This is a genomic window from Streptomyces sp. NPDC059875 (assembly GCF_042731085.1).
Classification (GTDB): Bacteria; Actinomycetota; Actinomycetes; order Streptomycetales; family Streptomycetaceae; genus Streptomyces.
This window is the reverse complement of sequence record NZ_JBHWJZ010000016.1, coordinates 87,435-109,690: the sequence shown is the minus strand read 5'-3', so window position 1 is coordinate 109,690 and position 22,256 is coordinate 87,435. Positions and strand designations below refer to the sequence as shown.

24 protein-coding genes are annotated in these 22,256 nt (G+C 73.0%); 10 read left to right on the top strand and 14 right to left on the bottom strand.

Annotation, left to right across the window (positions count from 1 at the left end; translation table 11 throughout):
• Positions 1–210: 210 nt before the first annotated feature.
• The 6 genes from ACFV9D_RS20855 to ACFV9D_RS20830 all read left to right on the top strand — a co-directional run bounded on the left by ACFV9D_RS20855 (position 211) and on the right by ACFV9D_RS20830 (position 5,858).
• A complete protein-coding gene (locus tag ACFV9D_RS20855) occupies positions 211–1,362 on the top strand; it encodes an ABC transporter substrate-binding protein (protein WP_385148015.1) in 1,152 nt (383 codons plus the stop codon).
• A 157-nt stretch (positions 1,363–1,519) separates the two neighbouring features.
• Positions 1,520–2,542 carry an ABC transporter permease gene (locus ACFV9D_RS20850; RefSeq protein ID WP_385148200.1) on the top strand — a complete coding sequence of 341 codons (1,023 nt, stop codon included), beginning with the start codon at positions 1,520–1,522 and terminating at the stop codon, positions 2,540–2,542.
• Positions 2,530–3,363 (top strand): ABC transporter permease, encoded by an 834-nt coding sequence (locus tag ACFV9D_RS20845; RefSeq protein WP_385148012.1) that lies wholly within the window; start codon positions 2,530–2,532, stop codon positions 3,361–3,363. Before ACFV9D_RS20850 ends, ACFV9D_RS20845 begins: the two co-directional genes overlap by 13 nt.
• Entirely contained in the window at positions 3,360–4,427 is a 1,068-nt protein-coding gene (locus ACFV9D_RS20840; protein ID WP_385148009.1) for an ABC transporter ATP-binding protein, read from the top strand. The genes ACFV9D_RS20845 and ACFV9D_RS20840 overlap by 4 nt, the downstream gene beginning before the upstream one ends.
• Positions 4,424–5,077, top strand: coding sequence for an HAD family hydrolase (locus ACFV9D_RS20835; protein WP_385148006.1), 654 nt, complete (start codon positions 4,424–4,426; stop codon positions 5,075–5,077). The genes ACFV9D_RS20840 and ACFV9D_RS20835 overlap by 4 nt, the downstream gene beginning before the upstream one ends.
• Positions 5,078–5,102: 25 nt before the next feature.
• On the top strand, positions 5,103–5,858 hold the full coding sequence (locus ACFV9D_RS20830; protein ID WP_385148003.1) for a GntR family transcriptional regulator: 756 nt from the start codon (positions 5,103–5,105) through the stop codon (positions 5,856–5,858).
• A gap of 66 nt (positions 5,859–5,924) precedes the next feature.
• Here ACFV9D_RS20830 and ACFV9D_RS20825 read toward each other — a convergent pair whose 3' ends face one another.
• On the bottom strand, positions 5,925–6,527 hold the full coding sequence (locus ACFV9D_RS20825; RefSeq protein WP_385148000.1) for a phosphonate degradation HD-domain oxygenase: 603 nt from the start codon (positions 6,525–6,527) through the stop codon (positions 5,925–5,927).
• Positions 6,524–7,621, bottom strand: coding sequence for a TauD/TfdA family dioxygenase (locus ACFV9D_RS20820; RefSeq protein WP_385147997.1), 1,098 nt, complete (start codon positions 7,619–7,621; stop codon positions 6,524–6,526). Before ACFV9D_RS20820 ends, ACFV9D_RS20825 begins: the two co-directional genes overlap by 4 nt.
• 211 nt (positions 7,622–7,832) lie before the next feature.
• Here ACFV9D_RS20820 and ACFV9D_RS20815 point away from each other — a divergent pair, with 211 nt between their 5' ends.
• On the top strand, positions 7,833–8,708 hold the full coding sequence (locus ACFV9D_RS20815) for an IclR family transcriptional regulator (RefSeq protein WP_385147994.1): 876 nt from the start codon (positions 7,833–7,835) through the stop codon (positions 8,706–8,708).
• Here the strand turns inward: ACFV9D_RS20815 and ACFV9D_RS20810 are convergent.
• The 9 genes from ACFV9D_RS20810 to ACFV9D_RS20770 form a co-directional block, all read right to left on the bottom strand.
• The gene (locus ACFV9D_RS20810; protein WP_385147991.1) at positions 8,692–10,197 is read right to left on the bottom strand and encodes a PE-PGRS family protein; all 1,506 of its coding nucleotides are present in this window, start codon (positions 10,195–10,197) and stop codon (positions 8,692–8,694) included. The two genes, ACFV9D_RS20815 and ACFV9D_RS20810, sit on opposite strands and share 17 nt — an antisense overlap.
• A gap of 79 nt (positions 10,198–10,276) precedes the next feature.
• Entirely contained in the window at positions 10,277–10,699 is a 423-nt protein-coding gene (locus ACFV9D_RS20805) for a ribonuclease domain-containing protein (RefSeq protein ID WP_385147988.1), read from the bottom strand.
• Positions 10,700–10,803: 104 nt separating this feature from the next.
• Positions 10,804–11,754: a 2Fe-2S iron-sulfur cluster-binding protein gene (locus ACFV9D_RS20800; protein WP_385147984.1), complete on the bottom strand. Its 951-nt coding sequence runs from the start codon at positions 11,752–11,754 to the stop codon at positions 10,804–10,806.
• Positions 11,755–11,785: 31 nt separating this feature from the next.
• Entirely contained in the window at positions 11,786–12,025 is a 240-nt protein-coding gene (locus ACFV9D_RS20795) for a hypothetical protein (protein ID WP_385147980.1), read from the bottom strand.
• Complete coding sequence (locus ACFV9D_RS20790; RefSeq protein ID WP_385147977.1) at positions 12,022–13,146, bottom strand: Rieske 2Fe-2S domain-containing protein; 1,125 nt, start codon at positions 13,144–13,146, stop codon at positions 12,022–12,024. The genes ACFV9D_RS20795 and ACFV9D_RS20790 overlap by 4 nt, the downstream gene beginning before the upstream one ends.
• Positions 13,143–14,201, bottom strand: coding sequence for a 4-hydroxy-2-oxovalerate aldolase (dmpG, locus tag ACFV9D_RS20785; protein WP_385147975.1), 1,059 nt, complete (start codon positions 14,199–14,201; stop codon positions 13,143–13,145). The genes ACFV9D_RS20790 and dmpG overlap by 4 nt, the downstream gene beginning before the upstream one ends.
• Positions 14,198–15,103: an acetaldehyde dehydrogenase (acetylating) gene (locus tag ACFV9D_RS20780; RefSeq protein WP_385147972.1), complete on the bottom strand. Its 906-nt coding sequence runs from the start codon at positions 15,101–15,103 to the stop codon at positions 14,198–14,200. Before ACFV9D_RS20780 ends, dmpG begins: the two co-directional genes overlap by 4 nt.
• 6 nt (positions 15,104–15,109) lie before the next feature.
• On the bottom strand, positions 15,110–15,892 hold the full coding sequence (locus ACFV9D_RS20775; protein WP_385147969.1) for a 2-keto-4-pentenoate hydratase: 783 nt from the start codon (positions 15,890–15,892) through the stop codon (positions 15,110–15,112).
• A gap of 78 nt (positions 15,893–15,970) precedes the next feature.
• Positions 15,971–16,855, bottom strand: coding sequence for a LysR family transcriptional regulator (locus tag ACFV9D_RS20770; protein ID WP_385147966.1), 885 nt, complete (start codon positions 16,853–16,855; stop codon positions 15,971–15,973).
• A gap of 130 nt (positions 16,856–16,985) precedes the next feature.
• On the opposite strand from ACFV9D_RS20770, the gene ACFV9D_RS20765 reads away from it, so the two are divergent.
• Both ACFV9D_RS20765 and ACFV9D_RS20760 read left to right on the top strand, forming a co-directional pair.
• Entirely contained in the window at positions 16,986–17,915 is a 930-nt protein-coding gene (locus tag ACFV9D_RS20765; protein WP_385148197.1) for an EamA family transporter, read from the top strand.
• Entirely contained in the window at positions 17,912–18,538 is a 627-nt protein-coding gene (locus ACFV9D_RS20760; protein WP_385147963.1) for an NAD(P)-dependent oxidoreductase, read from the top strand. Before ACFV9D_RS20765 ends, ACFV9D_RS20760 begins: the two co-directional genes overlap by 4 nt.
• Before the next feature lie 29 nt (positions 18,539–18,567).
• On the opposite strand, the gene ACFV9D_RS20755 is transcribed toward ACFV9D_RS20760, so the two are convergent.
• Positions 18,568–19,962 carry an MFS transporter gene (locus ACFV9D_RS20755; protein ID WP_385147960.1) on the bottom strand — a complete coding sequence of 465 codons (1,395 nt, stop codon included), beginning with the start codon at positions 19,960–19,962 and terminating at the stop codon, positions 18,568–18,570.
• Between the two features lie 117 nt (positions 19,963–20,079).
• Here ACFV9D_RS20755 and ACFV9D_RS20750 point away from each other — a divergent pair, with 117 nt between their 5' ends.
• A complete protein-coding gene (locus ACFV9D_RS20750; protein WP_385147957.1) occupies positions 20,080–20,544 on the top strand; it encodes a MarR family winged helix-turn-helix transcriptional regulator in 465 nt (154 codons plus the stop codon).
• Positions 20,545–20,564: 20 nt separating this feature from the next.
• Here ACFV9D_RS20750 and ACFV9D_RS20745 read toward each other — a convergent pair whose 3' ends face one another.
• Together ACFV9D_RS20745 and ACFV9D_RS20740 are read right to left on the bottom strand one after the other, a co-directional pair.
• A complete protein-coding gene (locus tag ACFV9D_RS20745; RefSeq protein ID WP_385147954.1) occupies positions 20,565–21,443 on the bottom strand; it encodes an SDR family oxidoreductase in 879 nt (292 codons plus the stop codon).
• A 1-nt stretch (position 21,444) separates the two neighbouring features.
• Positions 21,445–22,209 carry an SDR family oxidoreductase gene (locus tag ACFV9D_RS20740; protein ID WP_385147951.1) on the bottom strand — a complete coding sequence of 255 codons (765 nt, stop codon included), beginning with the start codon at positions 22,207–22,209 and terminating at the stop codon, positions 21,445–21,447.
• Positions 22,210–22,256 lie beyond the last annotated feature (47 nt).

Below are 22,256 nucleotides of genomic sequence, written 5' to 3'. Positions count from 1 at the left end.
GAACCGGCGGCCGGCGGGGGCGGAGGACGCGGACGGGGGGCGGACGGGACGAAGCGAACTCACGGGTAACCCGATCCGCCGGGGAATCGCAGGGCGCGCTTCGCCCCGCGTTCACCGGGGAGACACAGTGGCCCCCCGTAATGCAGGAGTTGTATGGACAACAGTTGTTCATACAGCTTGGCCCCGCTCCCCTTCCCCCATGGAGTACGCGTGACCTCCCCTGCCCGCGCCGCCGCTCTTCTCGGCGCCCTCGGTCTGACCGCCCTGACCCTCACCGCCTGCGGCGCCGCTCCCACGAAGGGCGCCGCAGGCGCCGACGGGAAGAACATCGCCACCGCGGCCTCCGCCGCCGACGCCGGGGGCATGGACGCCCTGGTCGCCGCCGCGAAGAAGGAGGGCACGCTCAACGCGATCGCCATCCCCCGCGACTGGGCGAACTACGGCGCGCTCATCGACGGCTTCACCGCGAAGTACGGCATCAAGGTGAGCGTCGAGAACCCCGACGGCTCCAGCCAGGACGAGATCAACGCGGTCAAGTCCCGCAAGGGCCAGGACCGCGCCCCCGACGTGCTCGACCTCGGCGCCTCCTTCGCGCAGGCCGCCGGCGAGCAGGGCCTGACCGCTCCGTACAAGGTCGCCGCCTTCGACAAGATCCCCGAGACGCAGCGCGACGCGCAGGGCCGCTGGTTCAACGACTACGGCGGCTACGTCTCCATCGGCTGCGACGCCAAGCGCGTCAAGGTCTGCCCGCAGACCTTCGCCGACCTGCTCAAGCCCGAGTACAAGGGCCAGGTCGCCCTCAACGGCAACCCGACCAAGTCGGGCTCGGCCTTCGGCGGCGTGTACGCGGCGGCGCTGGCGAACGGCGGCTCGTTCGACGACATCCAGCCGGGCATCGACTTCTTCGGCAAGCTGAAGAAGAACGGCAACTACAACCCGGTCGAGTCGACCCCGGCCACGGTCGAGAAGGGCGAGACGCCCATCTCCATCGACTGGGACTACCTGAACTCCGGGTACGCGGAGCAGTTCGCGTCCAAGGGCGTCGACTGGAAGGTCGCCGTGCCCACGGACGGCGTCTACGCCCAGTTCTACTCGCAGGCGATCAACAAGGACGCCCCGCACCCGGCGGCCGCCCGGCTGTGGCAGGAGTACCTCTACAGCGCCGAGGGCCAGAACCTGTGGCTGAAGGGCCACGCCCGGCCCGTCCTGATGCCGGCCATGGAGGCGGACGGCACGATCGACAAGGCGGCCGCCGCGGCGCTGCCGAAGGTCGCCGGCACCCCGAAGTTCCCCACCGAGCAGCAGACGTCCAAGGCCAAGGAGACCCTGTCGCAGGGCTGGGCCGCGGCCGTCTCCGGGTGACCCGTCGATGACACAGCACCCCTCCACCACCCCGTCCGGGGCCGCTCGCGCGCACGCCGCGCGCCCGGCCCCGACGGGCCCGGGCGAAGCCGCGGCCTTCCCGATCGGCGCCGACGCGCCGGCCGGGTCCGCGGCCTCCGGAGCCGCCGGTTCCCCCATGACCGACGGCTCCGCCACGACCTCGGCAGCACCCCCGGGCCAGGTCCCGGCCCAAGGCGAGGCTCCGGATCACGGCCCGGCTCCGAGCCAGGGCCCGGCGAGCCCGGGCCCTGCCCAAGCCGACGCCGCGGCCCAGGGCTCGGGCCGGGTTCCCGCTCCCGCCCCCGCCGGCCCCGCAGCGCGCCGCCTGCGGCGGTCGCGGGCGGGCGGGTGGCTCGCCGCGGTGCCGCTCTTCCTCGTCGTCACGCTCGCCTTCGGGCTGCCCGCGCTCGCCATGGCCGACGGTGCCTTCACCGTCGCCGACGGCGGGTACGGGCTCGACAACGTGACCCGGTCGGTCGACGGCGCGTACCGCACCGCGCTGCTCGGCAGCATCGAGCTGTCCGCGCTCACCGCGGCGGTCGGCACCCTCTTCGGGCTGCTGCTCGCCCAGGCCGTCGTCTCCTCACGCGGCCGGGCCCTGCGCGAGGCCGTGCTCACCGCCTCCGGCGTGCTCGCCAACTTCGGCGGCGTGCCGCTCGCCTTCGCCTTCGTCGCGACCCTCGGCAACGCGGGCGTCCTCACCACGCGCCTTGGCCTCGGCGACCACGGCTGGTCGCTGTACAGCTTCTGGGGCCTCGCCCTCACCTATCTGTACTTCCTGGTGCCGCTGATGGTGCTGACCGTGGCGCCCGCGCTCGACGGGTTGCGCGTCCAGTGGCGGGAGGCGGCCCGCGACTGCGGCGCCTCGGCGTGGCAGTACTGGCGCCACGTCGGCCTCCCGGTCCTTCTGCCGTCCCTCCTCGGCGGGTTCGTGCTCCTCTTCGGCAGCGCGTTCGCCGCCTACGCGACGGCCGCCGCCATGGTCGGCAGCTCCGTGCCTCTGGTGACGCTGCAGATCGCGGACGCGCTCTCCGGCAACGTGCTGGTCGGCCAGGAGAACGTGGCCCTCGCGCTGAGCCTCGACATGGTCGTGGTCGCGGCCCTCGTGATGGCGGTCCACCTCCCCCTCCAGCGAAGGAGCACCCGATGGCTCGCCTAGGACGTCCCCTCGTGCTCCTGGTCGCCGGGGTCTACTTCCTGGTGCCGTTGCTCGCCTCCGCCGTGTTCACCGTGGACATCCCGGGGCAGGGGCTCACCCTCTCCTCGTACACCCGGATCTTCACCGCGCCCGGTTTCACCGGCAGTCTGCTGCTGTCGCTGGGGCTCGCGGCGGCGACCGTCGCGCTCGTGCTGCTGATCACCGTCCCCGCGGCGGTCGCGGCCCGGCTCTCGGCGCCCCGGCTGCGCCCCGTCCTCGAGGTCGTGTGCACGCTGCCGCTGGTGGTCCCGCCGGTGGCGCTGACCGCCGGGCTCGGCAGCGTCCTGCGCTGGGGCCCGGAGAAGCTGTCCACGACCCCGCTGTACCAGACGTTCGTGGCCGTCCAGAACCCGGACTTCCCCGTCGTCCTCGTCCTCGCGTACGCCGTGATGGCGCTGCCGTTCGTCTACCGGTCGCTCGACGCGGGGCTGCGCTCCGTCGACGTGCGCACCCTGGTGGAGGCCGCGCGGGACTGCGGCGCGTCCTGGCCTCGGGCGATCGTGTCGGCCGTGCTCCCGAACCTGCGGGGCGCCCTGCTGAACGCCTCGTTCCTGACGCTCGCGCTGGTGCTCGGCGAGTTCACGGTCGCCTCGCTCCTCGGCTTCCAGCCCTTCGCGGTGTGGATCGTGCAGGCGTCCGGCTCCGACGCCCGGCTCTCGGTGGCCGTGTCGCTGCTGAGCCTGCTGCTGACCTGGGTGCTGCTGCTGGCCCTGACGACCGTGGGCAACCGCCGTCGTACGCCGCGCTCTTCCCGTACTTCCGAAGGAAAGACCTCCCGATGACCGTGCTCGACCAGCCGGTACGCACCGGCGCCGCTCTCCGGATCCGTGGCCTGCGCCGGTCCTTCGGCTCCGCCGTCGCCCTCGACGGCCTCGATCTCGACGTCGCCCCCGGCGAACTCCTCGCGCTGCTCGGCCCGTCCGGCTGCGGCAAGACGACCGCGCTGCGCGTGCTGGCCGGCTTCGAGCGGCCGGACGCCGGCCAGGTGCTGCTCGACGGCGAGGACATCGTGCCGGTGCCCGCCGACCGCCGTGACACGGCGATGGTGTTCCAGTCGTACAGCCTCTTCCCCCACCTCACGGCCGCCGACAACGTGGCCTTCGGGCTGCGGATGCGCAAGGTCCGGGCCGCCGAGCGGCGGGCGCGCGCCGCCGAACTGCTCGAACTCGTCGGTCTGGCCGGCCACGGCGACCGCTACCCGCACCAGCTCTCCGGCGGTCAGCAGCAGCGGGTCGCGCTGGCCCGCGCGCTCGCACTCCGGCCCCGGCTGCTGCTGCTCGACGAACCGCTGTCGGCGCTCGACGCGCGAGTGCGGGTGACGCTGCGGGAGGAGATCCGCCGGCTCCAGCTGGAGCTCGGCATCACCACCGTCTTCGTCACCCACGACCAGGAGGAGGCGCTGTCGATGGCCGACCGGGTCGCGGTGATGAACGGCGGCAGGCTGGAGCAGTGCGCCTCGCCGACGGAGCTGTACGAGCGTCCCGCGACGGACTTCGTCGCGGAGTTCATCGGCACGATGAACCGGATGCCCGGCCAGGCCGACGCCGACGGCTCGGTGGACGTCCTCGGGGTGCGGCTGCCGGTCGAGGGACCGGCCGGCTCCGGCCCGGTCACCGTGCTCGTCCGCCCCGAGGCCCTGGAGATCGAGGAGGGCGGTACGGCGCACGTCACCGCCACCGCGTTCCACGGCCCCACCACCCGGGTCCGCATCGCGCTGCCGGACGGTACGGACGTCAAGGCGGACGTGCCGACGCACGCCGCCGCCGCGCTGACGCCCGGCACGGCCGTGACCGTACGGCCCCGGCAGCGGCCCGTCATGCTCGCCTCCGCGGGCGGTGCCCGGTGACCCGGCTGCAGGCGGTCCTCTTCGACATGGACGGGACGCTCGTCGACACCGAGGGCGTCTGGCTGGACGTCGTGGAGTCGGCGGCCGCGCGCCGGGGCCGTGCCCTGGACGCCGAGCGCCGTACGGCGGTGACGGGACGGTCGGTCGAGGACTCGGCCGCATTGCTGCACGCCTACCTGGACGCGCCGGCGGCCGAGCTCGCCGCCGAGCTGGGCGCGGACTTCGCCGCCCGGCTGGCGGTGGCCGCGGCGCCCCGGCCGGGCGCGCTGCGGCTGCTCGCCGCGCTGCGCGAGCGCCGGGTGCCGACGGCGCTCGTCTCGGCCTCGCCGCGGGCGGTCGTCGACCAGGTGGCGAGCACCCTGGACGGGCACCGGTTCGACGCGCTGTTCGGCGCCGAGGACACCGTACGGACGAAGCCGGAGCCCGACCCCTATCTCGCGGCGGCGGTGGCGCTGGGCGCCGAGCCCTCGCGGTGCGTGGCGGTCGAGGACAGCCCGACGGGGGTCACCTCGGCCGTCGCCGCGGGCTGCCGGGTGCTCGCCGTGCCGTCGACGGAGTCGCTCGTGGACTTCGCCGGGACCGAAGGCGTCACGCTGGCGGGCTCGTTGACCGAGGTCGACCCCGAGCTGCTGAACTCCCTGGTCGGGTGAGCGGAGCGCATGACAGGGTGGGCGTGTGAGTGAGGAACGGGCCAGGACGCCGCTGTATCTGAAGGTCGCCGCCGATCTGCGGACCGCCATCACGGCGGGCGAGTACGGCTCCGGGGCGAAGCTGCCCGCGGAGGACGAACTGGCCCGCCGCTACGGCGTGTCCAGAGGCACGGTCCGCCAGGCGCTGGCCGCGCTGCGGACGGACGGTCTGATCACCTCGCGGCGCGGTTCGCGCCGGGTGGTCCTCGGCGGGCCGCGGCTGCACAGTTTCGGCGAACTGCGTTCGTTCACCCGCTGGGCGCGCTCGCTCGGCGAGGAGCCCGGCGGCCGGATCGTGGCGGTCGACCGGGTGCCGGCGGACGCGGAGGAGGCCGAGAAGCTGCGCGTGGCCGAGGGCGCGCCGGTCTACCGGGTGCGGCGGCTGCGGACGCTCGCGGGCAGCCCGGTGATGGTGGAGCGGACGACGTATCCGGAGCGGATCGGGGAGCTGGTGGCCGGGATGCCGCTGGACACGGTCTCGCACTCGGAGCAACTGGAGCTGCACGGCGTGCTGTTCGCCGACGCCCGGCACACCATCGACCTGGTGCCGGCCGACGCCGACGACGCGGAGCTGCTCGGCTGTCGGGCCGGGGAGTCGCTGCTGCGGGAGCGACGGCACTCCACCGACCCGGCGGGGACCCCGGTGGAGTGGTCGCAGGACCGCTATCTGCCGGGGACGGTGGCGTTCACGATGCAGAGCTCGACGGCGACGAGCGCGCTGGGGCGCCGGCTCGGCTCGTAGGCCGCAGGACGGACGCGTGAACCCGGGGTCGGGGACCCCGGGTTCGGTCATGCGCGGGGCACGTCGTCACGCGCCGGGCCAGGGCCTGTCCGACCCTGATCCGCTGGACAGGCCCTGGGCCTCGGGGCGGAGCAGCCCGGCCAGCAGGGGCCGGAAGTGCGCGAAGCCGGGGGTGTCCATGTCCGGGTCCTTCGCCTGGTCGTCCCAGCGGCGTACGGCGACGGCGTCGGCGGCCCCCGGGTGCGCCTCGAAGGCGCGTACCTGGGCCTCGGTCATCGGCCCGCCCTGGACGGCGAGGGTGTGCACCGACGCCTCGGAGAGCAGGTCGAAGTAGCCGGGCTCGACGGCGCAGAGGTAGCGCTTGGCGGCGACGTGCAGCCGTACGGGCTCGGTGACTTCCGGTCCCAACCACTGGTCGAGCCAGTCGGCGCCGGTGTGACTGTGCCGGTTGTCGGTGCCGTGCTCCATCAGGTCGCGGCCGGTCACCGCGCCGTGGAAGTGGCCGACGTCGTGCAGGAGCGCGGCGGCGATCAGGTGCGGCGGGGCGCCCGCGGCCTCGGCGAGGGCGCCGGCCTGGAGCATGTGCTCGGCCTGGGTGACGGCCTCGCCGAAGTACTCGGCGCTGCCTTCGCCCTCGAAGAGGCCGGCGAGGGTGTCGAGCGGGTTCACTTGCTGCTCTCCTCTCGGCGGAGTACGGCCAGCGTGGAGGCGAGGCCGTCGATGTCGGCGTAGGCGCCCTGGAGGTGGCGGTCACCGGACTCGGCGAAGGCCGTCCGGGCGTGCAGCAGCCGGGTGTTGTCGAAGATCAGGCAGTCGCCGGGGGCGAGCCGGAAGTCGAGCTGGAGCTCGGGGCGCAGCAGCAGCTCGCCGAAGCGCCGGTAGGCGGCGTAGAAGGCGTCGAGGAGGTCGGCGGGCAGCCGCAGGGTGCCGATGGAACGGTTGTTGAAGCGGATCTCGCGGATCCGGCCGGCCGGGTCGGTGCCGATCAGCGGCCGGTGGGCGCGGAGTTCGGTGTGCTCGTCGGCGAAGGCGAAGGGGACGGGGACCCGGGTGAGGATCTCGTACGCCTCCGGGGACTCGGCCCGCAGCAGGGCCGCCGCGTGGAAGCCGTCCACGAGGCCGGAGTCGCCGCCCTGGGCCGCGTTGGTGAGGCAGTGGAGCAGCTGGAGGGTGGGGACGGGGTCGCGGTAGGGGTTGTCGGTGTGCGGGGTGATGCGGGCGCCGGTGAAGGCGAGGTTGTTGGGGTCCGCCTCGACGCGGACCTCGAAGAGCTCGCCGTAATTGGTCTCGCGGACGTATCCGAAGGTACGGGCCACGTCGAGGACCTGGCGGTCGCGGACGGGGACTCCGCGCAGCAGGACGAAGCCGAGGCGCAGGACGGAGTCGAGAGCGGCGGCGCGGATCGCGGGGTCGGCGGTGTACGCGTCCCACTCGGCCTCGGGGAGCCCGTCGGCGAACCGCTCGGCGGCCCACACCTCCTTGTCGTCCTCGGTGCGGCCGTCGCCGGGGGCGGCGGGGGCGCCGGGGAGGTGGGCGCCCAGCCAGGACTCGGGGTAGACGGACCGGTGTCCGTCCGGGGCCCAGACCACCTCGCGTGCCGGGGAGCCGTCCGGGGTGCGGGTGTCGTGGACGGCGTCGACGGCGAGCGCGGCGGGAAGTTCGGTGATCTGGAACAGCTTCTGGCCGTTGCGGGGGTCGCGGCAGTCCGGGCACGGGCAGTTGTCGCGCAGCCAGACGGGCGGTGCGGAGGCGAGTGACACCATCAGAGGATCTCCAAGTTGTACAGACAACTTTCGTTCGGACGTGAGCCTCGCAGTCGAGGGTGGCCGAGGAGTTACAGCCGGATGGACGGCTGCGCCGCATCACGAAGGACCCCGCATGTACCTATTAGAAATAGGAGGCGCAGCTGTCTTCCCCCGGGCCGGGACCCCGTGGCAGGGTCGGCGCAACCTCACGGAAACACGGGAGACGACCATGACCGCTGAGCTCGTCGGCGCACCGGCCCCGTTGGCCCCTCCCTCCCTCCTGGAGAAGGCCGCCCGCGTGCTCGCGGCCTTCGAGGGGACCGAGCCGAGGCTCTCGCTCACCGAGGTGATCCGCCGCTCCGGCATCCCGCGCTCCTCGGCCCACCGCATCCTCGACCAGCTCGTCCAGCTGCGCTGGCTGGACCGCGAGGGCCGGGACTACCGCATGGGCATGCGGATGCTGGAACTCGGCGCGCTCGCCGCGCACCACAACCGGCTGCGCCGGGCGGCGCTCCCCCGCCTCCACGCACTCCACGAGTCGACGGGACACCTGGTCCATCTGTACGTCCTCGACGGCACCGAGGTCGTCTGCCTGGAGCGGATCGGCGGCTCGGAGGACTCCACGGTCCCCTCCCGCACGGGCGGCAGGATGCCCGCGCACTCCACGGCCGCGGGCAAGGCGCTGCTCGCCTTCGGCGACCCGGCCGTGCTCACCTCCCTCCTGTCGGGGCGGCTGCGCCCGCTCACCCCGCGGACCCTGGTCAACCCGGTGGCCCTCCGCTCCGAGCTGGCGGCGACCCGGGAGCGGGGCGTCGCCTTCGACCGCGAGGAGACCTTCCGGGGCGTCTCCTGCGTGGCCGCCCCGCTGCGCGGCGCGGGCCGGGCGATCGCCGCGGTCTCGGTCTCGGGCCACGGCATCCACCGCGAACTGGACCGCCTGGCACCGGCCGTACGGGCGTGCACGCGGGGGGTGTGGGGGGACCTGTTCGGGCCGGGGCGGACGACGGCCCCGACACGGCCGGCTGCCGACGCCCCCAAGACCCGGGTCTCGGAAGGGGAGATGGACGCGATGATGGGGTGGCTGCGGTTCAGCGAGTGGATGTAGCCGCCGTCCCCGCCGCGGCCTCGGCCACCAACTCGGCCAGCAGGTCGGCCATGCGGTGCATCACCGGTACGGGCAGGGCGGGGTTCGTCGCCGCGTCATGTGCGGTCCTCCTGTCCCGCAGCAGCCGCAGCAGGACGTCCTGAGGGAGGGCGGGGTTCCGGGCCGCGCGGACCCGCACCGATTCCTCCGGGTCGTCGAGCAGGCGGACGGCCGCGGCGGGGGTGAGTCGCGGGTCCTGCGCCGCGTCCTGCCGGACCTCCTCCGCCTCGTCCCGGCTGAACTCCTCGACCAGTTCGGGCGTGGACTCCGGGTCGCCCAGGGCGAGTCGGCGCAGCCTCGGATTCGGGTCGGTGGCGTGGCGGAGCAGGCCGGAGCGCGGGAAGTTCGGGTGGGTGCGCGGCCGGCCGGGGAAGGTGAAGCTGCCGGTCCACCAGTGCCAGACCTCCAGCAGCATCTCCGGCGGCGCGTCGTCGCAGGACTCGGCGAGGAAGAGCCGCACGACCCGGTCCTCGTCGTGGGCGAGCCGTTCGACGACATCGGGCAGCAGGTGCCGGGCGCGGGCGACGCTGCTGCGTACGTACGGATGGCTGGACGCGGCGAGCCGGCGCATGGCCTCCGGGTCGTCGTGGAGTGCGGCGACCCAGGGCAGGACCATGGGGCGCCCGTCGTTCGGTTCGAAGGTGACGCGTACGGCGGCCCGCTGCTCCTCGGTCAGGTCGGCCCGGACGGCGACGGCGTGCCGAATCCACTCGTCCTCGTCCTCCGCGAGGACGGCGACGGCCGCCGGATCGAGGCGGGGGTTTTCCGCGAGCCTCTCCCGGACGTCCCTGTCCTCGTGGACAGCCAGCCGGGCGGACAGTTCGGGCGTCAGGCGGCAGGAGTCCAGAGCCTTGCCGTCCGTGCCGCCGAGCCGCTCGAAACCGACCTCGTCCACAGGGTGTTCCTGGTGGTGACGGAGCTGAGCGGCTGTGCGGACGTGCTCGTCGGGGTCCGTGAGCAGCCCCTCCCGTACGGGCGGGGAGAGGTGGGGCCAGGCGGGGGCGCACGCGGCGGCCCGGACGGCGGGAACGGGGTCGCCGACGAGAGCGTGGAGCAGGGGCTCGGGCAGTCCGGGCAGCTGGGCGGCCTCGGCCCGGGCGAGGGGGGAGTCGTCGGCGGCGAGCGCCTCGTACTCCGCGGCGGGCAGCGTCACACGCGCCTGCACGGCTCTCTCCATGAACAGAGCCCGCCGCGCGCCGCTCGTCTCCGCCCGGAGCAGTCGTCCCCACTGGTCCACGGTCAACTCGTGCCTCGCCTCCACGACCCGGCCGCGTACGTGCGGGTCCGGGTGGACGACCGCTGCGTCGAGGACGGCCGACGGCAGGTCTTCCCGCCACAGGAAGCCCGGATCGATGTCGAGCAGCCGGATCAGGAGGTCTTCGGGCGCCGCCCGGTTGAAGCCCAGAAAGTCCCAGCCGTGGACCGGCTTCCCCAACGCGTCGAGTGTCATGGGCACCATCCTGCCCGGTCCGCGGCCGGCTGACGTGGGGGGACCGGCCGCGGACCGGGGGCTGGTGGGAGTCGGGCGGTCAGCAGCCGTGGTCGACGAGGTCGAACGAGGCGTAGTGGTCGGCGGTGTAGTAGTCCTCCTGGTACGACTCACCGGTCACGATCCGGCGCGCGCCCCGCGTGGTGCTGCCCGGGGTCTTGACCGTGTACTCGTGGTAGTAGCCCGTCGAGTGGGCCGGGAGGATGCCCTCGCGGTTCTGGAAGACGCTGCCGTCCTGGCGGTACGGGAACGGGCCGCCCTGCTCGATCAGGCGGAGGGTGTCGTGGGCCTGGGAGGGGAGGTCGGAGTAGCAGATCTCGCCGACTGCGGCGGCCGAGAAGGCGGAAGCGGCCGCCACCGGAGCCGTCGGAGCGACGGCCGCGCCGGCCGGGGCGCCGAGGAGGAGGGTCGAGACGAGGGCGGCGGCGCCGCCGATGACCGAGATTCGTGGGGGGATTCTCATGCCCTGATGATGACGCGCGTAGAGCAGGGCCTGGAAGCCCAACTCCCTTCAATTTTCCGGACGTTAACTTCATGCGCCCGATGTGAGGACGGCGTGTGCGGCCCTCACTCGTACGTCACGTCCACCCGCTCGCCGAGCGGTACCGCCTGGCACGCGAGCACATAGCCCTCGGCCAGATCGTCGGCGTCCAGGACCTCGTTGCGGCCCATCTTCACCTCGCCCGCCGTGATCCGGCAGGCGCATGCGGCGCAGGCCCCTTCGCGGCAGGAGTACGGGGCGTCGACCCCGGCCGCGAGGAGGGCGTCGAGGAGCGGGGTGGCCGGCCCGCCGGTCACCCGATGGGTGACTCCGTCGAGACGGACCTCGGCCGTATACGCATGCTCGCCTTCGGCCGTCTCCTCGCGGGTGAAGACGTCGCCGGTCAGCGAGAAGTACCGCTCGCGGTGGACGGATCGGCCACCCGCCGACCGTACGGCCGCCTCCGCCGCGTCCATCAGCGGCGCGGGGCCGCAGAGGTAGGCGTCCCGGGCGGCGTACGGGGCGAGCGCGGGTGCGAGCAGTTCGGCGGTGGGCAGGCCCTGGAGGGACTCCAGCCAGTGGGCGAGGGCGAAGCGGCCGGCGAAGTCCTCGGCCAGCTCGCGCAGTTCGTCGCGGAAGATGACGGAGGACTGGTCGCGGTTGGCGTAGAGCAGCGCGACCCGCCCCTCCCCCGCCACCAGCGCCGACTTGGCGAGCGCGATGACGGGGGTGATGCCGCTGCCGCCGGCGACCAGCAGCAGGTCCCGGCCCGGGACGGCCGGGGTGAAGGTCCCCGCCGGGGGCAGCACCTCCAACTCGTCCCCGGCCACCACCTGTTCGCACAGCCAGCCGGAGCCGCGCCCGCCCGGGACCTTCTTGACCGTGATCTTCGGAGCCTCGCCGGTGTCCGGTGAACTGGCGAGCGAGTAGCAGCGGGCGCCACCGCCGGGCAGGCGCACGGTCAGGAACTGGCCGGGCCGGTACGGGAAGGACGCGTCGAGGACGAGGGAGACGGCGTCCGTGGTCTCGGGGATCACCTCGGCGACCCTGACGCGAAGGCCCCGGGCGCTACGGGTGGCCGGCACCGGTCACCTCCAGTGCGCCGCTCGCCACCGCCGCCTCGATCGACCTGCGCAGCTCGGCGCAGGCACGGACCCGGCCGGCCGGCTCACCCGCCGCGACCCGGGCCCCGATGGTCGGGCACACGGCCGCCGACGGGCCCGACCACTGCACGGACGTGTGGGCCGGGCTGAACTTCTCGCACAGCACCTTGTTCCCGCAGGTGCCGCACTCCACCGGGCGCATCACCGTGCGCGCCTTGCCAGGTTCTCGGCGACCTCGGCCTCCCACGCCTCGTTGGCCCGGGTGGTGTCGATCTCGAACTCGAACCGCTCGACCATCTCGTCCTTGACGTCGCCCACGTCGACGTAGAACTGCTCGTACCAGCGCCTCAGTTGGTAGACCGGGCCGTCCTCCTCGCTCAGCAGCGGGTTGTCGATCCGGGTCTTGTTCCGCCAGACCTCGATGTCCTGCTCGAAGCCGACGGCCAGGCCGGAGGTGAACAACTCGGCGGCCTCTGCGGCCTGTTCGTCGCTCATGCCCGGCAGCTTCCTCACGATCGTGCCGTAGAGCAGCACGAAGCTGTCGGAGTCGATGGGGTAGTGGCAGTTGATCAGGACGGACTCCATCTCGACGCCTCCGCCGATGTCCGACCAGACCCGGTCGATCATGTAGGACGGACCGTAGTAGGAGGCGTCGGAGCGCAGCGGGGCGCTGAGGTTGCCGAGGTCCATGTCCTGGCGCGGGGTGGACTCCAGGTACTGGCCGGCGATGTGCCCCTCGAAGACGTTGGTGAAGCGGGTCGGGAAGGCGTAGTGCACGTAGTAGAAGTGCGCCATGTCCACGATGTTGTCGACGATCTCCCGGCAGTTGGAGCCGTCGACGCGAGCGGTCTTCCAGGACCAGTCGGACCACTCGCCGCTGTCGAGCCCCTCGATCTCCGGGATGGTGACGGAGGGCGGCGGCGGGTTGCCCTCGGGGTCGTGCCAGACGAAGAGCTGCTTGTTGCGTTCCAGGGTGGTCCAGGCGCGGGTCCTGGCCCGGGGCGGGACGCGGCGGGCGTACGGGATGCCGGCGCACCGCCCGTTCCCGGCCCAGCGCCAGTCGTGGAAGGGGCAGGCGACGGCGTCGCCCTTCACCGTGCCGTGGGCGAGGTTGCCGCCCATGTGGGGGCAGTAGGCGTTGAGGACGTGCAGTTGCCGGTCGTCCTCGCCCTGGAAGACGACGAGCTTCGTGCCGAAGGCCTCGATCTCGTGCGGCTGCCCGTCCTTGAACTGCTCGGCGAGGCCGAGGCAGTGCCAGCCGCGGGCGAAGCGGGTGGGCAGGGGTGCGGCCTCGATGACGCGGGCTCCGTGATCGCGTGCGGTCATCGTGCGTTCTCCTTCCGACGGGAGCTCGGGCGGGAGCTCTGAGACGGGCTTTCCTGGGAGAGTTCGACGGCGATGTCGATGAGCTGGTCCTCCTGGCCGCCGACGAGCCGGCGCTCCCCGGCGCGCAGCAGGATCTCGGCGCCGGAGACGCCGTAGCGCTCGGCCTGCCGGTAGGCGTGCTTGAGGAAGCTGGAGTACACCCCGGCGTGCCCCATGAGCAGGGCGAGCCGGTCGAGCCGGCACTCCTCGTCCATGACGGGCCGGACGACGTCCTCGGCCGCGTCGATGATCTTCAGTACGTCGATGCCGGTGCGAATGCCCATCGTGTGGCAGACGGCGACCAGGGCCTCCACGGGTGTGTTGCCGGCGCCCGCGCCGAGGCGGCGGGTGGAGCCGTCGATCTGGCGGGCGCCGGCCTTGATGGCGGCGATCGAGTTCCCGGTGCCGAGGGCGAGGTTCTCGTGGCCGTGGAAGCCGACCTGGGCGTCGTCGCCGAGTTCGGCGACGAGGGCGGCGACCCGGTCGGCGGTCCCGTCCATGACGAGGGCGCCCGCGGAGTCCACGACGTACACGCACTGGCAGCCGGCGTCGGCCATGATGCGGCCCTGGCGGGCGAGGTTCTCGGGGCTCGTCGAGTGGGCCATCATCAGGAAGCCCACGGTCTCCAGGCCCATCTCCCGGGCGAGCCCGAAGTGCTGGACGGAGATGTCGGCCTCGGTGCAGTGGGTGGCGATCCGGCAGATCCGCGCGCCGCTGTCGTGGGCGGCGCGGATGTCGTCCTTGACGCCGAGGCCGGGGAGCATGAGGAAGGCGATCTTCGCGCCCTTCGCCGTGTCCACGGCCGCCTTGATGAGTTCCTGCTCGGGGGTCTTCGAGAAGCCGTACGTGAAGGAGGAGCCGCCGAGGCCGTCGCCGTGGGTGACCTCGACGACGGGGACGCCTGCGTCGTCGAGGGCGGCGACGACCGCCCGTACGTCCTCGACGGTGAACTGGTGGCGCTTGGCGTGCGAGCCGTCGCGCAGCGAGGAGTCGGTGATCCGGATGTCGTACGTCATCGCCCGCTCCTCTTGGCGCGCTCTTTGGCGAACTCCTCGCCGACCTTGGTCGCGGCGGCGGTCATGATGTCGAGGTTTCCTGCGTAGGGCGGGAGGTAGTCGCCGGCGCCCTCGACCTCCAGGAAGATGCCGACGCGGGCCGGCCCGCCGTTGACGTCGGAGGGGTCGTCGAACTGCGGCTCGGCGCGCAGCCGGTAGCCGGGGACGTACTCCCGTACCTCCTCGGCGACCTGCTTGACGGAGGCGGCGACGGCCTCGCGGTCGGCGTCCTCGGGGATCGCGCAGAAGACGGTGTCGCGCATGACGACCGGTGGGTCGGCCGGGTTGAGGATGATGATCGCCTTGCCGCGGCCGGCGCCGCCGATGGTCTCGATGCCGCGGGAGGTCGTCCGGGTGAACTCGTCGATGTTCGCGCGGGTGCCGGGCCCTGCGGAGACGGAGGCGACGGACGCCACGATCTCGGCGTAGGGGACGGGGACGACGCGGGAGACGGCGTGCACCATGGGGATGGTGGCCTGGCCGCCGCAGGTGATCATGTTGACGTTGTCGGCGTCGAGGTGCGCGGTGAGGTTGGCGGGCGGGACCACGGCGGGTCCGAGGGCCGCGGGGGTCAGGTCGATGGCCTTGATGCCGAGTTCGCGGTAGCGGGGCGCGTTGGCGCGGTGGACGTACGCCGAGGTCGCTTCGAAGACGAGGTCGGGGAGCTCGGAGCGCCCGAGGAGCCCGTCGACTCCGCTGTCGATCGCTTCGAGCCCGAGCCGGCGGGCCCGGGCGAGTCCTTCGCTCTCCGGGTCGACGCCGATCATCCAGCGGGGCTCGATGTGGGGTGAGCGCAGGAGCTTGTGGAGGAGGTCGGTGCCGATGTTGCCGGAGCCGACGATGGCGGCGGTGAGGGTGGTCATCGTGCCTCAGCAGAAGGAGAGGGAGACGGAACCGAGCCCGGTGAACTCGGCGGTGTACGTACGCCCGGGAGCGACGTCGACGGCGCGGGTGCAGGACCCGGGCAGGAGGAGGTGGCCCTTCCTCAGCTCGACGCCGAAGCGGGCGACGGTCCGGGCGAGCCAGGCGACGGAGGCGGCCGGGTCGCCGAGGACGGCGTCGCTGCGTCCTTCGGCGGTGCGGACCCCGTCCTCGTACAGGACGACGTCGATGCCCTTGAGGTCGAGCTCGGCGGGGCCGCGCCCCTCGCCGGTGACGAACCCGGCGGAGGAGGCGTTGTCGGCGATCGTGTCCGCGATGGTGATGCGCCAGTCGGCGATGCGGCTGTCGATCAACTCGAGGGCGGGGACGACGCGTTCGGTGGCGGCAAGGACGTCGGCGGGGGTGCAGGTCTCGCCGGGGAGGTCGGCGCCGAGGACGAAACCGGTCTCGACCTCGATACGGGGCGCGCAGTAGCGGTCGACCGGTACGGGCTCCCGGGAGCGGAGCTCCATGTCGTCGAGGAGGTGGCCGTAGTCGGGCTCGTCGACGCCCATCATGCGCCGCATGACCGGCGAGGAGAGACCGACCTTGTGGCCGACGACGGTGGCGCCGGCGTCCTGGCGGGCGCGGATGTTGAGCAGCTGGACGCGATAGGCGTCCTCGACGCCGATCCCTGGGAACGCCGCGACCAGCGGCTCGACGGGCCGCCGCGCCCGCTCGGCCCGAGCCAGCAGGCCGGCGGCGCTCCGGAGCGCGTGGGGTGTGAGCATGCGGGGAGGCTAGGCGTGGCGGGGATGTTTCCCGGAGCCCCTGTTCCCACTGTGCGGGAACCTGTCGCGGCGCCCCGGTCAGGGGGCCGGATCCCCCTGGAGGTCCAGCTCCGCGAGGAAGGCCGTCGCCGCGGGGGTGAGGCAGAAGCCGTTCCAGATCAGGTGCTCGTTCCGGGCGGGGGCGTCCCGCACCGGGACCGTGACCACGCCCGTGAGGTGCGCCGCGTACTGTGACGGAAGCAGGGCGATGCAGAGGTTCTGGTGGATGAGCCTCGTCATGAAGCCGGCGTCGGTCACTTCGAAGGCGACCTCGCGTGGGACACCGGCCGCGGCGAACGCCTGGTCGGACTGGACGCGTCCGGCCGTTCCGGCGGGCTTGTCCACGAACACTTCGGAGGACAGCCGGGCGAGGTCGACCTCGCTCTCCCCGGAGAGCGGATGGCCGGGGCCGACCACGGCGACCAGCCGGTCCTGGGCCAGCAGTCTGGTGCCGACCCCTTCGGGCCGTGCCGTCACGGGCAGTCCGAGAAAGGCGATCTCGAGCACGCCTTCCTTGACGAGGTCGACGAGGTGCTCGCTGGCGCCGACGCGCAGGGCGATGCGGACCTGGGGGTACCGCCGGCGATAGGCGTGCAGGACGGCCGGGACGTCGACCGCCGCGACGGTGGGGATCACGCCGATGGCAAGTCGCCCACGGATCTCGCCGACGGCGGAGGCGACCTCGGCGGCGGCCCGCTCGGCGGCGTTGACGCACTGCCGGGCGGCCGGCAGGAACGCCTCGCCGGCCGGCGTCAACCGCACCCGGCGGCTGGTGCGTTCGAAGAGCCGGGCGCCCAGTTCCCGCTCCAGGCGGGCGATCTGGTGGCTGAGTGCGGACTGGACGACGAGGCACCGCTCGGCGGCGCGGGTGAAGCTGTTCGTCTCCGCGACGGCGACGACGTACCGCATCTGTTGAAGCTCCATCGATCCATCTTGAATCACGATGGATCAGGTGACAAACATGTGTTGGACTCATTGATCGTGCGCACCGAGTCTTGATCACGTGAAGAACCTCCTGACGTCACCGAGTCCGGCCGGTCTTGCCGGCATCGCCATGACGGCGTCCGCGCCCATGGTGTGGGGGACCACGTTCGTGGTCACGACCGAACTCCTGCCCCCGGGGCACCCGTTGTTCGCGGGGCTCCTCCGCGCGTTGCCCGCCGGGCTGATCGCGCTGGCGATCACCCGCACGCTGCCGCGCGGTTCGTGGTGGCCGAAGGCGGCCGCGTTGGGCGTGCTCAACATCGGGGTGCTCTTCCCGCTGCTGTTCGTCGCCGCCGAGCGGCTGCCCGGCGGCGTGGCCGCCACGCTGAGCGCGGCGCAGCCGCTGGTCGTTGCGGTCCTGGCCGTGACGGTGCTGCACCAGAGCCCGTCGGCCTGGAGCTTCGCGTGGGGGATCGCGGGTGTGGTGGGTGTCGGTCTCGTGGTCATCGGCCCTGGCGCGGGGTTCGACGCGGTCGGGCTCCTGGCGGGTCTCGGGGGTGCCACGTCGATGGCGCTCGGTGTGACGCTCACGAAACGCTGGGGACGGCCGGAGGGTGTCGGCCCGACGGCGTTCGCGGGCTGGCAGCTCGCCGCGGGAGGCGTGTTCCTGGTGCCGGTCACGTTCCTGTTCGAGGGCGCGCCACCCGCCGTCGACGCGAGCGCCGCGCTCGGCTACCTCTGGCTCGGCCTGATCGGCGGTCTGCTCTCGTACGTCCTGTGGGTGCATGGCGTCACCACCCTGCCGGTCACCTCCGTCGCCGTCCTCGTCCTGCTCTCGCCGATCGTGGCCGCCCTGCTGGGCGTGGTGCTGCTCGGCCAGTCGCTCGGCCCGGTCCAGCTGGTCGGTTTCGCACTCGCCCTCGCCGCGATCGCCGCGGGCCAGATCACTCCGAAGAAGAAATCCACCGAAGACCCGGAGTCCACCAAGGACCCGAAGTTCACCAAGGACCCGAAGTCCACCAAGGACCCGAAGTCCACCAAGGAAAGGATCACCCGATGAGGATCACCGTCATCGGAGCCACCGGCATGGCGGGCTCCCGCGTCGTCTCCGAAGCCCTCGGCCGCGGGCACCACGTCACCGCCGTCTGCCGCGGCGCACGACCGGATTCCCTGCCGGCGAACGTGATCGCCGTCCGCGGCGACGTCCTGGATGTCGACCACATGACCGGCCTGTTCACCGGCGCCGACGCCGTCGTGGGCGCCACCCGCCCCGCCCCGGGCGCGGAAGAGACGGTCACCGCGACCACGACGGCCCTGCTGGACGCCGCTGCCGCGACCGGGACCCGTGCCCTGCTGATCGGCGGTTCCGCGCCCTTGCGCGGCCCGTCCGGCGGGCTCGTGTTCGACGATCCCCGGTACGTGCCCCCGGCCGTGCGCGCCATCGCCGCCTCCAGCATCGCGCAACTGGATGCCTGTCGGGCCCATCCCGCCGACTGGGTCTATCTGAGCCCGCCCGCTCTTCTCGAGCCCGGGGTCCGGACCGGCGAATACCGGCGCGCCGCCACCACTCTCGTGGTGGCGGCGGACGGCTCGTCCCGGATCTCGGCGGAGGACCTCGCGATCGCCGCCGTCGACGAGCTGGAGAACCCGGGCGAGGAACGCCACTTCGCCGTCGGTTACTGACTCAGCGTCCCCCCGCCCGCGGTCCGGCGTCAGGACGCCGCCGCGGCGCCGGGCGGGAGACGCAGGCTCAGGAGCGCCGCGGCCGCGTAGGTCGCGACCACCCACGGCATCGCCGCCCCCACCGACAGGTCCGCGAAGTACGCCGTGCCGATCGCCGCGGCCCCCAGCGCCCCGCCGAACTGCTGCGCGGTGGAGAAGACGCCCGACGCGCCGCCCGCCATCTCCCCCGGCACCGACGACAGGACGATGGTGACCAGCGGCACGACCAGGAAGCCCAGTCCCGCACCGGCGACGACGAGGCCCGGGACCAGCGGCCATGCGCCGGTGTGGGCGGGGGCCGCGGCACTCATGGCGTACCAGACCCAGGCGTAGCCCCCGGCCATGAGGACCGCCCCCGCCACCGGTACGAAGCGGCCGAACCGGGCAGCCAGCGGGTCCGCCGCCGGGGCGGTGAGGAAGCCGCCGGCCGAGAAGGCGACCATCAGGACGCCGGCCTCCAGCGGCGCGTACCCCTGCCCGCCCTGCAGCCAGATCGCGAAGACCAGGAAGAAGCCCTGCATCCCGAGGGCGAAGAGCAGTTGCACCGCGAGCCCGTACGAGAGCGCGGGCACGCGGAAGGTACGCCCCGGCAGCACCGACCCGCGCGCCGCGAGCCCCGCCACCGCCAGCACCCCGCCGCCGAGCAGCAGCCAGCCCCACAGGGGCCAGCCGTGCTCGCGTCCCTGGACCAGCGGCAGCACGATCGCGACGAGGCCGGCCGCGAGGACGAGGCTGCCGAACAGCGGCGGACGGGCGGCCGATCGTTCCCGGGTGGACGGTACGAGGACGACCGCCGCGGCCAGGGTCGCCACCGCGACCGGGACGTTCACGAGAAAGATGCTCCGCCAGCCGAGACCGAAGAGGTCGGCGTCCGTCAGCACCCCGCCCAGGAGCAGCCCGACCGCGGAGGCGAAGCCGGCCACCGCCCCGTACATCCCGAAGACCTTGCCGCGTTCCTTGCCCTGGAACAGGGCGTGGAAGGAGCCCAGGACCTGCGGCATCAGCACGGCGGCCGTCACGCCCTGCACGGCCCGTGCGGCGATCAACTGGCCCGGTGTCTGGGCGATTCCGCACGCGAGGCTCGCGAGCCCGAAGCCGGCCGTGCCGGCGAGGAAGAGCGCCTTGCGTCCGTAGCGGTCGCCGAGTCGCCCGGCGACGATCAGGGTGGCCGCGAAGCCCAGCAGGTACGCGGAGACGGTCCACTGGAGCGCGCTCTCGGAGGCGCCGAGCCCGCGCCCGATGGAGGGCAGGGCGACATTGACGATGGTGACGTCGATCAGGTCCATCAGGGCGGCCACCATCATGACGACGGCGGCGGCCCAGCGGCGCGGGTGGACGGTGACGGAGTCACCGCTGGTCGTGGTGGTGATGGTGGTCGCGGACATCTCGGCCCCTTCCGAGGATTTATTTCGTTCGGCCTAACGAAATAAAAACTGGCACACACCCACCCGTGATCGCAAGTCTTTCGTTCGGTCGAACGAAAGACTTGTTAGACTGCGGCCATGAGCGAGCAGAACCAGCGGGCCGAGGTCATCGCTGCCCTGACCGCCGCCGGCCGCGACTCCAGCGCCGCCTCCGTCGCCTTCCACACGGCGGTCGCGGCCCAGCAGGACCTCGGCCCGACCGAGACCAAGAGCCTGGACCTCCTCCAGCGCCACGGCGCGCTCACCGCCAAGGAGCTGGCCGAGCACTCCGGTCTCGCCCCCGCCTCGGTGACCGGTCTCGTCGACCGCCTGGAGCGCAAGGGCTTCGTGCGCAGGGTGAAGCACCCGACGGACAAGCGCCGGGTGCTGATCGAGCCCCGCCCCGAGAAACTGGCCGAGCTCGCCCCGCTCTTCGACGACTGGGCGCGCGAAGTCCACGAGCTCTACGAGGAGTTCACCACCGAGGAGCTCGTCACCATCACGCGCTTCCTGACCGGCGCGACCGCCCGCCAGCGCGCCGCGACGAAGCGCCTCACCGACTAGCGCCTTCTGGATCTCGGCCCTCAGGACGCGCCGTACACCGGCCGCGGCGCCTCCGCGTCCGCCAGGAGCTTCAGCACCGCCTCCCCCGCCTCCGCCGGGCTCCAGCGCGCACCCTTGTCGGCCGTCGGGCCGGGACGCCATCCCTCCATGACCGTGATCCGGCCGCCCTCCGCCTCGAAGACCCGGCCGGTCACACCCGCCGAGGCCACCGATCCCAGCCAGACCACCAGCGGCGACACGTCCTCCGGTACGCCCTCCAGGCCCGCGAAGGCCTGCTCCGTCATCCGGGTCCTGGCCGCCGGGGCGATCGCGTTGACCTGGATCCCGTACCGGCCCATCTCCGCCGCCGCGACCAGCGTGAGGCCGACGATCCCGGCCTTGGCCGCCGCGTAGTTCCCCTGTCCGACGCTGCCCAGCAGGCCCGCGCCCGAGGTGGTGTTGACGACCCGGGCCGCCGGCTCGCGTCCCGCCTTCGCCTCCGCCCGCCAGTGCGCCGCCGCGTGCCGCAGCGGCAGGAAGTGGCCCTTCACGTGCACCCGCATGACCGCGTCCCAGTCGTCCTCGCCCAGGTTCACGAGCATCCGGTCGCGCAGGAAGCCCGCGTTGTTGACCAGGGTGTCGAGCCGTCCGAAGGTGTCCAGAGCGGCGGCGATCAGCGATCCGGCGCCCTCCTCGGTGGCGATGTCGCCGCCGTGCGCGACGGCCTCGCCGCCCGCCGCGCGGATCTCCTCCACCACCTGCCCGGCGGGCGAGCCGGTTCCGGCCGAGCCGTCGAGCCCCACCCCCAGGTCGTTCACGACGACCTTCGCCCCTTCGGCGGCGAAGGCGAGCGCATGGGCCCGCCCGAGTCCCCGTCCGCCACCCGTCACGATCACGACCCGGCCGTCACAGATTCCCATCTCAGCTCTCCTTGTTGACAGTTGCGGCATCCAGAAACGCGGGGCGCTCGCCGCCCCCGTGCACCAGCAGCGAGGCCCCCGAGACATACGCGGCCCGGTCGGAGGCCAGGAACACCGCCGCCTCGCCCACGTCCGAGGGCTCGGCGAGCCGGCCGAGCGGCACCGTCGCCCCGACGGCGGCGATGCCGCCCTCGTCGCCGTAGTGGAGGTGGGACAGCTCGGTGCGGACCATGCCGAGCACGAGGGTGTTGACCCGCACCTCGGGGGACCACTCCACGGCCATCGAGCGGGCCAGGTTCTCCAGACCCGCCTTCGCGGCGCCGTAGGCGGCCGTGCCCGGAGAGGGCCGGGTCCCGCTCACGCTGCCGATCATGACGACCCCGCCCCGCGAGACGCGCAGCAGCTCGTACGCGGCGAGGGAGACGGTCAGCGGGGCTACCAGGTTCAACTCCACGACCCGCGCGTGCCGTTCGGCGTCCCCCTCGCCGAGGAGCCGGTACGGCGTTCCGCCGGCGTTGTTGACCAGGACGTCCAGTCGTCCGTACCGCTCGCCGACGCCCGCGAAGAAGTCGCCGACCGCCGCGGGTTCCCGCAGGTCGAGGGGGACGAAGTCGGCCTCGCGCCCGCCGTCGGTCACGGGCTCGTCCGGTGGTCTGCGCGCGCAGACGACCACCCGCGCCCCGGCCCTGAGGAACGCCCGGGCGATGCCCGCGCCGACCCCTCGTGTGCCGCCGGTGACGACGACAACCCTCCCGTCCAGCTCCATCGGCTGCTACCTTTCCTCACCAAGCAGTCACCTAACAAATGTTTGGT